Raw genomic sequence first — 13,804 nt, 5'->3', positions numbered from 1 at the left:
TCAGTTTCGTGTTCGCTGCAGAACGTCGTCAGTTGATCCTCGAAATGGTGCGTGCCAACGGGGCGGTATCGCTCCGTGAGCTCGCCCGCGTCGTCCAGACCTCCGAAGTGACCGTACGGCGGGACGTGCGGGCACTGGAGGCAGAAGGACTCCTCGACCGCCGACACGGCGGTGCGGTCTTGCCGGGCGGTTTTACGCGGGAGTCCGGCTTTCCGCAGAAATCCCATCTCGCCACCGCGGAGAAAACGGCCATCGCCGACCTGGCCGCCGGCCTCGTCGAAGAGGGCGAGGCCATTGTGGTCGGTGCCGGTACGACCACGCAGGAGCTGGCCCGCCGGCTCGCACGCGTCCCCGGTCTGACCGTCGTCACCAACTCGCTGCTGGTCGCCCAGGCGCTCGCCCATGCCAACCGGGTGGAAGTGGTGATGACCGGCGGCACCCTGCGCGGGTCCAACTACGCCCTGGTGGGCAGTGGGGCCGAGCAGTCCCTCCAGGGGCTGCGGGTCTCGCGCGCGTTCCTGTCCGGGAGCGGGCTCACCGCCGAGCGCGGGCTCTCCACGTCCAACATGCTCTCCGCGAGCGTGGACCGGGCGCTGGTGCAGGCCGCGGCGGAGGTGGTGGTCCTCGCCGACCACACCAAGCTCGGCTCCGACACGATGTTCCAGACCGTGCCGACGGATCTCATCACCCACCTGGTGACGGACGAGCCCGCCGCGCACGACGAGCGGGCGGCGGCGGAGTTGCAGGCGCTGGCCGACCAGGGCGTGCAGATCGCTGTCGCGGGGGCGGGGGCGGGGGCGGCTGCCGCCGCGTCTGCGTCCGGGGCGGCTTCCGTGTCCGGTGACGCCGGTTCGGCGGGGCGGGGCTCGCGGCGCGAGATGCCGTTGCCCGGGCAGCGGCGTACGCACGGGCAGGCGTTGCGGGGGGTGCCGGTGGAGCCAGGGGGTGGGGAGCGGGAGCGGGCTCGGGTGGCGGATCTTCGACGGCGGTAGTCAGGGGCGGTGCGGGTTCGTTGCGGGGGCGCTGCCCCCGGGCCCCCGCTCCTCAATCGCCGGAGGGGCTTGGTTTGGCGCCCGCTCTTCAATCGCCGGAGGGGCTTGGGGGTGTCCGGTGGGGCTCGTCCTTCAGGCCCCGTAGCGTCAGTGTCAGTAGGCGGGCGGCCAGTTCCGGGCCGTCCGGGGACTGTTCGGCGGCCAGGGCGATCGCGTTGGTCAGTTGCATCAGGTCGTCTATGGAGACGTCCGCCCGGACCGAGCCGCTTTCCTGGGCGCGGGTCAGGAGCGCCGAACCCGCCTCGCGCAGCGGCGTATTGCACCGGGCCAGGGCTGAACTCTCGTCCCGGCACGTGGACATGAGCGCCTGGGCCAGGCCCCGGTACTCACCCGCATGAGTGACGATCGCACCCAGCCACTCCACCAGAGCCGCGCACGGCCGCTCCGCCTCGGCCAGTTCGCGGGAGCGGGTGATCAGGGAGGTCACCGCCTCCTGGAAGACCGCGCTCATCAGCGCGTGCCGGGTCGGGAAGTGGCGGTACAGCGTGCCGATGCCCACGCCCGCGCGCCGCGCCACGTCCTCCAGGGACGCGTCGGTGCCGTGTTCCGCGAAGGCGCTGCGGGCCTCCGCCAGCAGCCGGCCGTAGTTGCGGCGCGCGTCGGCACGCATGGGCCGGGCCGGTGTCCCTGCCGTGCTCATCGCCATGGTGCGGTCCTCCCTGTCTCCCGGTCTCCAGGATGCCACCGGCAACCGGCGGTACGGCCCGTCATCGCGGCCCGAATGACCGGCGCCCCGGTCACGTCCATTGACATGACCGGGGCACCGGCGGAGGGGGGTGGCGCGGGGACGGGCCCCGGCGTCAGTCCTTGATCTCGCAGATGGCCGCGCCGGACGAGATCGAGCTGCCGACCTCGGCGGCCAGGCCCTTGACCGTGCCGGAGCGGTGCGCGTTCAGCGGCTGCTCCATCTTCATGGCCTCCAGGACGACGATCAGGTCGCCCTCCTTGACCTCCTGGCCCTCCTCCACGGCGATCTTCACGATCGTGCCCTGCATCGGGGAGGCGAGGGTGTCACCGGAGACGGCGGAGCCGGACTTCTTCGCCGCGCGGCGCTTGGGCTTGGCGCCCGCCGCGAGGCCGGTACGGGCCAGGCTCATGCCGAGCGAGGAGGGCAGCGAGACCTCCAGGCGCTTGCCGCCGACCTCGACGACGACCGTCTCGCGGCCGGACTCGTCGTCCGCGTCCGCATCGGCGGGAGCGGCGAACGGCTTGATCTCGTTGACGAACTCCGTCTCGATCCAGCGGGTGTGGACGCGGAACGGGTCGGCGGTGAACGCCGGGTCCACCACGACCGCGCGGTGGAACGGGATGGCGGTGGCCATGCCCTCGACGTGGAACTCGGCCAGGGCGCGGGCCGCGCGCTGGAGCGCCTGCTCACGCGTCGCACCGGTCACGATGAGCTTCGCCAGCAGCGAGTCCCAGGCGGGGCCGATGACCGAGCCGGACTCCACGCCCGCGTCGAGCCGGACGCCCGGGCCGGACGGCGGGTCGAAGCGGGTGACGGTCCCCGGGGCCGGCAGGAAGCCGCGGCCCGGGTCCTCGCCGTTGATCCGGAACTCGAAGGAGTGACCGCGCCCTGCGGGGTCGTCGTAACCCAGCTCCTCGCCGTCGGCGATGCGGAACATCTCACGGACGAGGTCGATGCCGGAGACCTCCTCGGTCACCGGGTGCTCCACCTGGAGACGGGTGTTGACCTCCAGGAAGGAGATCGTGCCGTCCACGCCCACCAGGAACTCGACCGTGCCGGCGCCGACGTAGCCGGCCTCCTTCAGAATCGCCTTGGACGCCGCGTACAGCTCGGCGTTCTGCTCGTCGGACAGGAAGGGGGCCGGGGCCTCCTCCACGAGCTTCTGGTGGCGGCGCTGGAGCGAGCAGTCACGGGTCGAGACGACGACCACGTTGCCGTGGGTGTCGGCCAGGCACTGGGTCTCCACGTGCCGCGGCTTGTCGAGGTAGCGCTCCACGAAGCACTCCCCGCGCCCGAACGCGGCGACGGCCTCACGGACCGCGGAGTCGTACAGCTCCGGGATCTCCTCCAGGGTGCGCGCGACCTTCAGACCGCGACCGCCACCACCGAAGGCGGCCTTGATCGCGATCGGCAGCCCGTGCTCCTCGGCGAAGGCGACGACCTCGGCGGAGCCCGAGACCGGGTCCGGGGTGCCCGCGACGAGCGGGGCGCCGGCGCGCTGCGCGATGTGCCGGGCGGCGACCTTGTCACCGAGGTCCCGGATGGCGTGCGGCGGCGGGCCGATCCAGGTCAGACCGGCGTCCAGCACGGCCTGGGCGAACTCGGCGTTCTCCGAGAGGAAGCCGTAACCCGGGTGGATCGCGTCCGCCCCGGAGTCCTTGGCAGCCTGGAGCACCTTGGCGATGTCCAGATAGCTGGCCGCCGGGGTGTCACCGCCCAGAGCGAATGCCTCGTCGGCCGCACGCACGTGCAGAGCGTCGCGGTCCGGGTCGGCGTAGACGGCTACGCTCCCGATTCCCGCGTCCCGGCAGGCCCGAGCAACACGGACAGCAATTTCGCCACGGTTGGCGATGAGCACCTTGCGCACGATGGCTCCCTCCTTGAAACAAGCTGAGTTTAGGGACAACCGACACGGTCCTACGACCCGTCCCCAATGGTGAGCTTGCCCACACGGAGTGTGATTCGAGCCATGCTCGAGCCGCGAAATCCCTTGTGCCACCACGGTACGCCGGGTTCTGAAACCGCACAGTAGCGATCAGGTGTGGCCCAGGTCTCTATCGGCACGGGCAGCGACTGACCGTAATTCTTTGTGGAGTTCCCACTAAGGGGTGGGCAATTCTTTGCCCGGCCCACGAAACCCCGGGCGGATGGGGGGCCACCGGGGTTCCGCCGGGCTCTTGTCGTGGCCATTACCCGTTAGTAAGGTCCGCGCTATCGCACGTACTGCAGGTAACAGGGGGTGAGCGTCGTGATGCGCAGGCTGGTGGCTTTCATAGCCGCGCTCGTGCTGGCCGTGGAAGCCGTGGGCGTCGTGATCGTCAACGTGGTCCTGGGCACGGTCGTCGAGAACCAGGACATGTCCCTGGCCGGTACGGACTCCGGCGTCATGTCCAAGGGCACCTGGGTGCTCGGTGGCGTATCCGGCCTGTTCCTGCTCCTGTGCGCCGCGTTCCTCATCCTGACGGGCACCCGCGACCGGGCACCGGGCCGCGTCGCGCGCACCGTGCTCATCTGCTGCGCGGTCGTCCACGGCGTGCTCGGCGCGCTGACGGTCGGGCTCATCGGCTGGGCGGCGTTCGCCTGGATGATGGTGGTGCTCGGGCTGATCGTGCTGAGCCTGGTGGCGTACGGCCCCGCGGGAGCCGGACCGGCCGCCGGGCGGAAGCCCGGGCCCGAGCCGGACCCCGAGCAGCCGGCCGCGCCCGCCCCCGCCTGAGCGAGGCCCCGGGCCTCAGGCCCAGAGCTCGGTGACCGAGATCCCCAGCTCGCCCAGCAGCCGCCGCAGCAACGGCAGCGAAAGACCGATGACGTTGCCCGGGTCGCCCTCGATGGAGTCGACGAACGGCGCCGAGCGCCCGTCCAGCGTGAACGCCCCCGCCACGTGAAGCGGTTCGCCCGAGGCCACGTAGGCGGCGATCTCGGCGTCCGAGGGCTCACCGAAGCGGACCGTGGTCGACGCGGTCCGCGACACCGTCCGCCCGGTCGCGGTGTCCGTCAGGCTGTGCCCGGTCCGCAGCACCCCGGCGCGCCCGCGCATCGACTTCCAGCGGGCGGTGGCCTCCTCGGCGTCGGCCGGCTTGCCGAGCGCCTCGCCGTCGAGTTCGAGCACCGAGTCGCAGCCGATCACCAGGGCGCCGGCCGCTTCCGGCAGCGCCGCCACGACAGCCGCCTTCGCCTCGGCGAGTACGAGGGCGAGTTCGGCGGGGGTGGGGGCGCTCAGGGCGTCCTCGTCGACGCCGCTGACGATCACCTCCGGTGCGAAGCCGGCCTGGCGCAGGAGGCCGAGGCGGGCGGGGGAGGCGGAGGCGAGGACGAGGCGCTGGGCGGTCATGACCGCCATGGTACGGATGCGGGGTGCGCGCGGGCTGCGGGTGCGTTGCGGGGGCGCTGCCCCCGGCCCCCCGCTCCTCAATCGCCGGAGGGGCTTGAACTGCCCGCCGGAGGGGCTTGAACTCCCGCCGGAGGGGCTTGCACTGCCCGCCAAAGGCAGTTACCGCGTGCCCAGGACGAACATCGCGACGACCATGGCAAGGGCCAGGACCAGGCCCGCTCTGCGCATCATGTCCTGGGCGTCGCGGAGCTCTTTGGGCGGCTTGTTCTCGGGGTCGGACCACAGCATGCGTCCGATCCTGCTGCGCGGCCCTCGGGCGGCGCCTGAGTACGCGTACTCAACCGCCGCCCCACGCGTCACCGGCGGCTATGAGGGCCAGTACGTGCGGGCCCAGGCGCGCGGGCCCGGCAGGTGGCGGCCGCGGCGGGCCAGGCGGCTCGGGTGGGACCATCCCGCGGGCGGCTCCGGGGTGCCGGACGACACGGCGGACACCGCCGCGGCACGCGCCTGCACCACCGCGAGGGCGGCGGCCAGCTCCTCCGGGGTCGGGTTGCCCCGTACGACCTTGATCATGGCCAGGACCCTTTCTAGAGGGGGATGTTGCCGTGCTTCTTGGGCGGCAGGGACTCGCGCTTGGTGCGGAGCTGGCGCAGCCCCTTGACCACGTGGGCCCGGGTGTCGGACGGCATGATCACCGCGTCCACGTACCCGCGCTCGGCCGCCACGTACGGGTTGAGGAGCGCGTCCTCGTAGTCCGCGATCAGCTCCGCCCTGGTCGCCTCCTGGTCCTCGGCGGCGGCGATCGTGCGCCGGTGCAGGATGTTGACCGCGCCCTGCGCGCCCATGACGGCGATCTGGGCGGTCGGCCAGGCGACATTGATGTCGGCGCCCAGGTGCTTGGAGCCCATGACGTCGTACGCGCCGCCGAACGCCTTGCGCGTGATCACCGTGATCAGCGGGACGGTCGCCTCCGCGTACGCGTAGATCAGCTTGGCGCCGCGCCGGATGATGCCGCCGTACTCCTGGTCGACGCCCGGCAGGAAGCCCGGCACGTCCACGAACGTCAGCACCGGCACGTTGAACGCGTCGCAGGTGCGGACGAAGCGGGCCGCCTTCTCGCTCGCGTTGATGTCCAGGCAGCCGGCGAACTGCATCGGCTGGTTGGCGACGATGCCGACGGGGTAGCCCTCGACCCGGCCGAAGCCGGTGATGATGTTCGGCGCGAACAGGGCCTGCGTCTCCAGGAACTCGCCGTCGTCCAGCACGTGCTCGATCGCGGTGTGCATGTCGTACGGCTGGTTCGCCGAGTCCGGGATCAGCGTGTCCAGCTCGCGGTCCTCGTCGGTGACCGCGAGGTCCGCCTCCTCCGGGAAGGCCGGGGCCTCCGAGAGGTTGTTCGACGGGAGGTAGGACAGCAGCGACTTGACGTACTCGATGGCGTCCTTCTCGTCGCCCGCCATGTGGTGCGCGACGCCGGAGGTGGTGTTGTGCGTACGGGCGCCGCCCAGCTCCTCGAAGCCGACGTCCTCACCGGTCACCGTCTTGATGACGTCGGGGCCCGTGATGAACATGTGCGAGGTCTGGTCCACCATCACCGTGAAGTCGGTGATCGCGGGGGAGTACACCGCGCCGCCCGCGCACGGGCCGACGATCAGCGAGATCTGCGGGACCACACCCGAGGCGTGCACATTGCGCCGGAAGATCTCCGCGAAGAGACCCAGCGCCGCCACGCCCTCCTGGATACGGGCGCCGCCGCCGTCGTTGATGCCGATGACCGGACAGCCGGTCTTCAGCGCGAAGTCCATCACCTTGACGATCTTCTCACCGTAGACCTCGCCCAGCGAGCCGCCGAAGATGGTGAAGTCCTGCGAATACACGCAGACGGGGCGGCCGTCGACCGTGCCGTAGCCGGTGACGACACCGTCCCCGTACGGCCGGTTCTTCTCGATGCCGAAGTTCGTCGAGCGGTGCCGGGCGAATTCGTCGAGCTCCACGAAGGAACCCTCGTCCAGCAGCAGATCGACGCGCTCGCGTGCGGTCAGCTTGCCCTTCGCGTGCTGCTTCTCGACCGCGCGCGCGGACCCCGCGTGGGTCGCCTCGCCGATGCGGCGCTGCAGGTCCGCGAGCTTGCCCGCGGTGGTGTGGGTGTCGATCTCTTCCGGCTCGGACATCGGGTGGCGGCTCCCTGCCTGGTCACGGGGACGACTGTGCTGCTGATCAGCTGACGAACAGCTACTGAGCCGTAGCGTATCGGCGCGGATACGGTTCGGCAGTGCGTCGTTTGACACACCTAGGGTGGCTTGCATGACACCTTCGGATGCGCCACAGAGCCGTTGGTCGGACCTGGACCGGCCGCCCCTGAACGTCCCCGCGCTGCGCCGCGGACTGCTGCGGCCGGGCGGGCTGTGGACCGCGCTGGACGTGGTGGAGAGCACCGGTTCGACCAACACCGACCTCGCCGCCCGCGCGGCCTCCCTCACCGAGGGCACGGTCCTCGTCGCCGAGGAGCAGACCGCGGGGCGCGGACGCCTGGAGCGCACCTGGACGGCCCCCGCCCGCTCCGGCCTGTTCTTCTCCGTCTACCTGGCCCCGGGCCCCGTCCCCGCCGAGCGGTGGGGCTGGCTGCCCCTGCTCACCGGGGTCGCGGCGGCCACCGGTCTGGCGCGCAGCGCCGGCGTCGACATGGCCCTGAAATGGCCCAACGACCTGCTGGTCACAGTCGGCGGCCAGGAGCGCAAGACCGGCGGCATCCTCGCCGAGCGCGCCGGTGACGGCGTCGTCATCGGCATCGGCCTCAACGTCTCCCTGCGCGCCGACGAGCTCCCCGCCCCCACCGCGGCCTCCCTCGCCCTGGCCGGAGCGGTCTCCACCGACCGCGAGACGCTGCTGCGGGGCGTCCTGCGCTCCCTGGAGCACTGGTACGGGCTGTGGCGCGGCGCGGACGGCGACGCGGCGGCGAGCGGCCTCCAGGAGGCGTACGCGGCCGGCTGCGCGACCCTCGGCCGGACCGTACGGGCCCAGCTGCCCGGCGACCGCACGCTCACCGGCGAGGCGGTGGCCGTCGACGGGGACGGCCGGCTGGTCCTGTCCACCGGCGACGGGCTGCGCGAACCGGTCTCGGCGGGGGACATCGTGCACCTGCGGGGGGCCGGGGGCGGCCTGACCTGAGCGGTCCGGGGCCGGGCGGCGTCGCCCTGAGGACGTGAGGTAGGGCACACCTGCCGTATCGTTGAGGTGATCCACCGACGGACAGATCGGCAGGGCAGTGCGCAGGGAACGGGCAGGAGGCGGCTGGTGACCGTCGACGACACGACCTCCGGCGATGGCGCGCAGCATTCGTCGGACCCCTCGGTCCACGCCACACCGCACCACGAAGTCGACCACACGGCGGAGCCGACCGACGATCCCCTCGCGATCCGGCTGGAACAGCTGATCCTGGGCGCCGACCGGCGCTACACCCCGTTCCAGGCGGCCCGCACCGCCGGCGTCTCCATGGACCTGGCCTCCCGCTTCTGGCGGGCCATGGGCTTCGCCGACATCGGCCAGGCCAAGGCGCTCACCGAGGCCGACGTGCTGGCGCTGCGGCGGCTGTCCGGTCTGGTCGAGGCCGGGCTGCTCAGCGAGCCGATGGCGATCCAGGTGGCCCGGTCGACCGGGCAGACCACCGCCCGGCTGGCCGAATGGCAGATCGACTCGTTCCTGGAGGGCCTCACCGAGCCGCCCGAGCCGGGCATGACCCGTACCGAGGTCACCTACCCGCTGGTCGAACTGCTCCTGCCGGAGCTGGAGGAGTTCCTGGTCTACGTGTGGCGGCGCCAGCTCGCCGCCGCCACCGGCCGGGTCGTGCAGGCGGCCGACGACGAGGAGATGGTCGACCGGCGCCTGGCCGTCGGCTTCGCGGACCTCGTCGGCTTCACCCGGCTGACCCGCCGCCTGGAGGAGGAGGAGCTCGGCGAGCTGGTCGAGTCCTTCGAGACCACCTGCGCCGACCTCGTCGCCGCGCACGGGGGCCGGCTCATCAAGACCCTCGGCGACGAGGTCCTGTTCGCCGCCGACGACGCGGGCACCGCCGCCGAGATCGCGCTGCGCCTCATCGAGGCGATGGCCGCGGACGAGACGATGCCGGCGCTGCGGGTCGGCATCGCCTTCGGCACGGTCACCACCCGGATGGGCGACGTCTTCGGCACCACGGTGAACCTGGCCAGCCGGCTCACCTCGATAGCGCCCAAGGACGCGGTGCTGGTGGACGGCGCGTTCGCCGAGGAGCTGACGCGCACCGGCGACGCCCCGGTCTCGGAGGCGCGGGCGGCTGAGGAGGCCGCGGCGGCGGCCGAGCGGGCCGAGAAGGAGGGCGCGGACGGGGAGCCGGTCCCGGCGCCCAGGTACCGCTTCGGGCTTCAGCCGATGTGGCAGCGCCCGGTACGCGGCCTCGGCGTGGTCGAACCGTGGCTGCTGGCCCGCCGCGGCACCTCCTGACCCGTTCCGGACACCCTTTCGGGGGAGAGCTCTAGGATCCCTTCGGTAACGCTCGTTAACCGACAGGGGTGCAGCCATGACCGTGACGTCCGAGCAGCGGTTCGGGGAGTTCGTCGTCGTACGGGGCCACGAGGGCCTGGAGCACGTCGCCGAGCTGGTCCTCGACCGGCCGAAGGCCATGAACGCGGTGTCCACCGACATGGCCCGCTCGATCGCCGCCGCCTGCGACGCGCTCGCCGCCGACCGGGACGTACGGGTCACCGTCCTCACCTCCAGCCACGAGCGGGCGTTCTGCGTGGGCGCCGACCTCAAGGAGCGCAACTCCTTCACCGACGCCGAGCTGGTGCGCCAGCGGCCCACCGCCCGGGCCGCCTACACCGGTGTGCTGGAGCTGCCGATGCCGACGGTCGCCGCGGTGCACGGCTTCGCCCTCGGCGGCGGTTTCGAGCTGGCCCTGTCCTGCGACCTGGTCGTGGCTGACCCGACCGCCGTGGTGGGCCTGCCCGAGGTGTCCGTCGGCGTCATCCCGGGCGGCGGCGGCACTCAGCTGCTGCCCCGCCGGGTGGGGGCCGCCCGTGCCGCCGAGCTGATCTTCAGCGCCCGCCGGGTGCCGGCCGCCGAGGCGCGGGAGCTGGGCCTGGTCGACGAGCTGGTGGCCGAGGGCGAGGACCGGGCCGAGGCGCTGGCGCTGGCCGGGCGGATCGCCGCAAACTCGCCGGTGGGGCTGCGGGCGGCCAAGCGGGCGCTGCGGCTCGGGCACGGGCTCGACCTGCGGGCGGGCCTGGAGGTCGAGGACTCCGCGTGGCGGTCGGTGGCCTTCTCCGGGGACCGGGCGGAGGGTGTGGCCGCTTTCAACGAGAAGCGGAAGCCGAACTGGCCGGGAGAGTGACCCTGGGTATCCGCCGGTGCCCCGAATGATCACGCTCCGGAGTCGTCGAGTGATCACTTAGGCCATATCGCCTTAAACTGGCGCAATGGGTGGTGACGATGCGCGGCTACGGGCCGTGGTTTCGCTGGCGCAGACGATGGCCGCGGCGCACACCCCCCGGGGGTGCTGGCGAGCGGCCGCCCTGGGGGCCTGCGAGGCGCTGGGCGGCAGCTTCGCCGCGCTCTCGGTCTGGGAGCGCGGGCGCGGGCGGCTGAAGGTCCTGGTCAACGCGGGCGAGCGGGTCGAGGGCGAGGAGGAGTTCCCCGACGAGGAGGTCTACCCCGTCCACCAGTTCCCGGAGATCACCGAGTTCCTGCACGAGCGGTGGGCCGGGGGAGGTGAGCCGGACGCCTGGGTGGAGACCGCCGAGGGGCCGGTGGACGGGGAGTCCGAGCGGGCGGCGGGCCCGGGCGGCGCGCGCGGGTACGGGACCGGCTACTGCCACCAGCGGGTCGCGGCCCTGCGCCGGCGCGGGCGGGGCTGCTGTGTGGTCGCGCCGATCGTGCTGCACGGGCGGGCCTGGGGCGAGCTGTACGTGGCGCGGCCGGTGGGGGCGCCGGTGTTCGGGCGCGCGGACGCCGACTTCGCCACGGTGCTCGCCGCCGTGGTGGCCGCCGGGCTGGCCCAGACCGAGCGGCTGGAGGAGGTGCGCAAGCTCGCCTTCACCGATCCGCTGACCGGCCTCGCCAACCGGCGGGCCGTCGACATGCGGCTGGACGAGGCGGTGGAGCGGCACCGCGCGGACGATGCGGTGGTCAGCCTGCTGGTCTGCGACCTGAACGGGCTGAAGTGGGTCAACGACACCCACGGCCACGCGGTCGGCGACCGGCTGCTGGAACGTTTCGGCTCGGTGCTCTCCCGGTGCGGGGCGATACTGCCCGGCGCGCTGGCGGCCCGGCTCGGCGGCGACGAGTTCTGCCTGCTGGCCGTGGGCCCGGGGGCGGACGAGGTGGTCGCCGTGGCCACCGAGCTCTGCGAGCGGGCGGCCGAGCTGGAGTTCGGCAACGGCGTCGCCTGCGGGATCGCGTCCACCGGTGACCCGATCGGCCCGGTGGTCTCCGCCCGCCGGCTGTTCCGGCTCGCGGACGCGGCCCAGTACCGGGCGAAGGCGGCCCGCTCGGCGCGGCCCGTGGTGGCCGGGCGAGACGGCGAGGTCATCCGGCTGGCCGACTCCCCGCCGAAGTCCCCGCACGACCGCCGCAGGCTGCGCGGCAACCGCCCCGAACTGTGAGCGGGGCCCGGGGCGGCCGTAAGGGGCAACGGTCGTAAGGGGCAACGGCCGTAAGGGGCGACGGCCGTAAGGGGTCAACCCGCCTTCCGCTGGTGACATGAAGGGTTTCAATCCGTACGCTGCTGAATATGGATATGCATACAGTCGTGGTGGGGACGTCCGGTACCACTGCTCAGGACGTCATCGCCGTGGCCCGCGGCAACGCCCGTGTCGAGCTCTCCGCAGCCGCGGTGGGCGCTCTGGCCGCCGCCCGCGAGATCGTGGACGCGCTCGCCGCCAAGCCCGAGCCGGTCTACGGCGTCTCCACCGGCTTCGGTGCCCTGGCCAGCCGCCACATCAGCCCGGAGCTCCGCGCCCGGCTCCAGCGCAACATCGTCCGCTCGCACGCCGCCGGCATGGGCCCGCGCGTCGAGCGCGAGGTCGTCCGGGCGCTGATGTTCCTCCGGCTGAAGACGGTCGCCTCCGGCCACACCGGCGTACGCCCCGAGGTCGCGCAGACCATGGCGGACGTCCTGAACGCCGGGATCACCCCCGTCGTCCACGAGTACGGTTCGCTCGGCTGCTCCGGTGACCTGGCGCCCCTGTCGCACTGCGCGCTGACCCTGATGGGCGAGGGCGACGCGGAGGGCCCCGACGGGACCGTCCGCCCCGCCGGCGAACTCCTCGCCGCTCACGGCATCACCCCGGTCGAGCTGCGCGAGAAGGAGGGCCTCGCCCTCCTCAACGGCACCGACGGCATGCTCGGCATGCTGATCATGGCCCTGGCCGACCTGAAGACCCTCTACACCTCGGCCGACATCACCGCGGCCCTCTCCCTGGAGGCCCTGCTCGGCACCGACAAGGTCCTCGCCCCGGAGCTGCACGCCATCCGCCCGCACCCCGGGCAGGGCGCCAGCGCCGACAACATGCTGCGGGTGCTCGCCGGCTCCGGCCTCACCGGTCACCACCAGGACGACGCGCCGCGCGTCCAGGACGCCTACTCGGTGCGGTGCGCGCCGCAGGTCAACGGGGCGGGCCGGGACACCCTCGCGTACGCCGCGACCGTCGCCGACCGCGAGCTGGCCTCGGCCGTGGACAACCCGGTCGTGCTTCCCGATGGCCGGGTGGAGTCGAACGGCAACTTCCACGGGGCGCCCGTCGCCTACGTGCTGGACTTCCTCGCGATCGTCGCCGCCGACCTCGGCTCGATCGCGGAGCGCCGCACCGACCGGCTGCTGGACAAGAACCGCTCGCACGGGCTGCCGCCGTTCCTCGCCGACGACGCGGGCGTCGACTCCGGCCTGATGATCGCCCAGTACACGCAGGCCGCCCTGGTCAGCGAGATGAAGCGGCTCGCCGTCCCGGCCTCCGCCGACTCCATCCCGTCCTCCGCGATGCAGGAGGACCACGTCTCGATGGGCTGGTCGGCCGCGCGCAAGCTGCGTACCGCCGTCGGCAACCTCGCCCGGATCCTCGCCGTCGAGCTGTACGCGGCGACCCGCGCGGTCGAGCTGCGCGCCCAGCAGGGGCTCACCCCCGCCCCGGCCACGCGCGCGGTCGTCGAGGCGCTGCGGGCCGCGGGTGTCGAGGGCCCCGGCCCGGACCGCTTCCTGTCGCCGGACCTGGCCGCCGCCGACGCCTTCGTGCGGGCGGGCGGACTGGTCGCGGCCGTGGAGCCGGTCACCGGCCCGCTGGCCTGAGCGGGGCGGTTCGGGGAAGCGGCCACCGGAACCGTCCGGCGGCCGCTTCCCCGTCTCGACGCCTCAGAGCGCGGGCTGGCCGGCGCCTCAGATGGCGGGCTGCGGGCTCGTCCGGCGGGAGGAGTACGTCACGAAGCCCGCTCCGATGCCCAGGAAGGCCACCCCGCCGAGCAGGTACGGGGTGGCGTCGATGCCGGTCCCGGTGTCGGCGAGCGTCGCCGGGTCCGCCTCCGCGCCGGTCTGCGCCGCACTGCTGACGGCCCCGCCGGGCGCGGCGCCCGTGTCGTCGGTGGCGTTCGCCGAGGGGACGAACCACAGGGCGCACAGGAGCGTCCCCGCCGCGGTGGCGGTCAGGAGCGGGCGGCGGGTGAAGGTCACGGAATCGGTCCCCTTTGCGACAGCCGTGAGGAAGGCTCGGA

Annotated in this window: 14 protein-coding genes; 7 read left to right on the top strand and 7 right to left on the bottom strand. The window is 72.9% G+C overall.

Going from position 1 to position 13,804, the window contains the following annotated elements:
* Positions 1 to 8: 8 nt before the first annotated feature.
* A complete protein-coding gene (locus E6R18_RS14065; protein WP_136317218.1) occupies positions 9 to 992 on the top strand; it encodes a DeoR/GlpR family DNA-binding transcription regulator in 984 nt (327 codons plus the stop codon).
* An 88-nt stretch (positions 993 to 1,080) separates the two neighbouring features.
* Here the strand turns inward: E6R18_RS14065 and E6R18_RS14060 are convergent, their stop codons facing one another.
* Positions 1,081 to 1,698: a TetR/AcrR family transcriptional regulator gene (locus tag E6R18_RS14060; protein WP_136317217.1), complete on the bottom strand. Its 618-nt coding sequence runs from the start codon at positions 1,696 to 1,698 to the stop codon at positions 1,081 to 1,083.
* A gap of 154 nt (positions 1,699 to 1,852) precedes the next feature.
* The gene (locus tag E6R18_RS14055; RefSeq protein ID WP_136317216.1) at positions 1,853 to 3,607 is read right to left on the bottom strand and encodes a biotin carboxylase N-terminal domain-containing protein; all 1,755 of its coding nucleotides are present in this window, start codon (positions 3,605 to 3,607) and stop codon (positions 1,853 to 1,855) included.
* A 372-nt stretch (positions 3,608 to 3,979) separates the two neighbouring features.
* Here E6R18_RS14055 and E6R18_RS14050 point away from each other — a divergent pair, with 372 nt between their 5' ends.
* Complete coding sequence (locus tag E6R18_RS14050) at positions 3,980 to 4,456, top strand: hypothetical protein (protein ID WP_136317215.1); 477 nt, start codon at positions 3,980 to 3,982, stop codon at positions 4,454 to 4,456.
* 15 nt (positions 4,457 to 4,471) lie between these two features.
* Here E6R18_RS14050 and E6R18_RS14045 read toward each other — a convergent pair whose 3' ends face one another.
* The 4 genes from E6R18_RS14045 to E6R18_RS14035 all read right to left on the bottom strand — a co-directional run bounded on the left by E6R18_RS14045 (position 4,472) and on the right by E6R18_RS14035 (position 7,242).
* On the bottom strand, positions 4,472 to 5,080 hold the full coding sequence (locus E6R18_RS14045; RefSeq protein WP_136317214.1) for a nucleoside triphosphate pyrophosphatase: 609 nt from the start codon (positions 5,078 to 5,080) through the stop codon (positions 4,472 to 4,474).
* A gap of 150 nt (positions 5,081 to 5,230) precedes the next feature.
* Entirely contained in the window at positions 5,231 to 5,359 is a 129-nt protein-coding gene (locus tag E6R18_RS35250; RefSeq protein WP_093900106.1) for a hypothetical protein, read from the bottom strand.
* A 78-nt stretch (positions 5,360 to 5,437) separates the two neighbouring features.
* Entirely contained in the window at positions 5,438 to 5,644 is a 207-nt protein-coding gene (locus tag E6R18_RS14040) for an acyl-CoA carboxylase subunit epsilon (protein ID WP_136317213.1), read from the bottom strand.
* Between the two features lie 14 nt (positions 5,645 to 5,658).
* Complete coding sequence (locus E6R18_RS14035; RefSeq protein ID WP_136317212.1) at positions 5,659 to 7,242, bottom strand: acyl-CoA carboxylase subunit beta; 1,584 nt, start codon at positions 7,240 to 7,242, stop codon at positions 5,659 to 5,661.
* Between the two features lie 133 nt (positions 7,243 to 7,375).
* On the opposite strand from E6R18_RS14035, the gene E6R18_RS14030 reads away from it, so the two are divergent.
* The 5 genes from E6R18_RS14030 to hutH all read left to right on the top strand — a co-directional run bounded on the left by E6R18_RS14030 (position 7,376) and on the right by hutH (position 13,385).
* Complete coding sequence (locus E6R18_RS14030) at positions 7,376 to 8,239, top strand: biotin--[acetyl-CoA-carboxylase] ligase (protein WP_136317211.1); 864 nt, start codon at positions 7,376 to 7,378, stop codon at positions 8,237 to 8,239.
* A gap of 126 nt (positions 8,240 to 8,365) precedes the next feature.
* Positions 8,366 to 9,547, top strand: coding sequence for an adenylate/guanylate cyclase domain-containing protein (locus E6R18_RS14025; RefSeq protein WP_136317210.1), 1,182 nt, complete (start codon positions 8,366 to 8,368; stop codon positions 9,545 to 9,547).
* Positions 9,548 to 9,623: 76 nt separating this feature from the next.
* Positions 9,624 to 10,436, top strand: coding sequence for an enoyl-CoA hydratase-related protein (locus E6R18_RS14020; protein WP_136317209.1), 813 nt, complete (start codon positions 9,624 to 9,626; stop codon positions 10,434 to 10,436).
* An 85-nt stretch (positions 10,437 to 10,521) separates the two neighbouring features.
* Positions 10,522 to 11,706, top strand: a complete 1,185-nt coding sequence (locus E6R18_RS14015; RefSeq protein WP_136317208.1) for a GGDEF domain-containing protein — start codon at positions 10,522 to 10,524, stop codon at positions 11,704 to 11,706.
* 134 nt (positions 11,707 to 11,840) lie between these two features.
* Entirely contained in the window at positions 11,841 to 13,385 is a 1,545-nt protein-coding gene (gene hutH, locus E6R18_RS14010) for a histidine ammonia-lyase (RefSeq protein ID WP_136317267.1), read from the top strand.
* An 87-nt stretch (positions 13,386 to 13,472) separates the two neighbouring features.
* On the opposite strand, the gene E6R18_RS14005 is transcribed toward hutH, so the two are convergent.
* Entirely contained in the window at positions 13,473 to 13,763 is a 291-nt protein-coding gene (locus E6R18_RS14005) for an LPXTG cell wall anchor domain-containing protein (protein WP_136317207.1), read from the bottom strand.
* Between the last annotated feature and the right edge of the window lie 41 nt (positions 13,764 to 13,804).

Source organism: Streptomyces sp. A1277 (assembly GCF_004795015.1).
In the GTDB taxonomy this organism is placed as follows: Bacteria; Actinomycetota; Actinomycetes; order Streptomycetales; family Streptomycetaceae; genus Streptomyces.
This window is presented reverse-complemented; position numbering and strand designations above follow the sequence as displayed.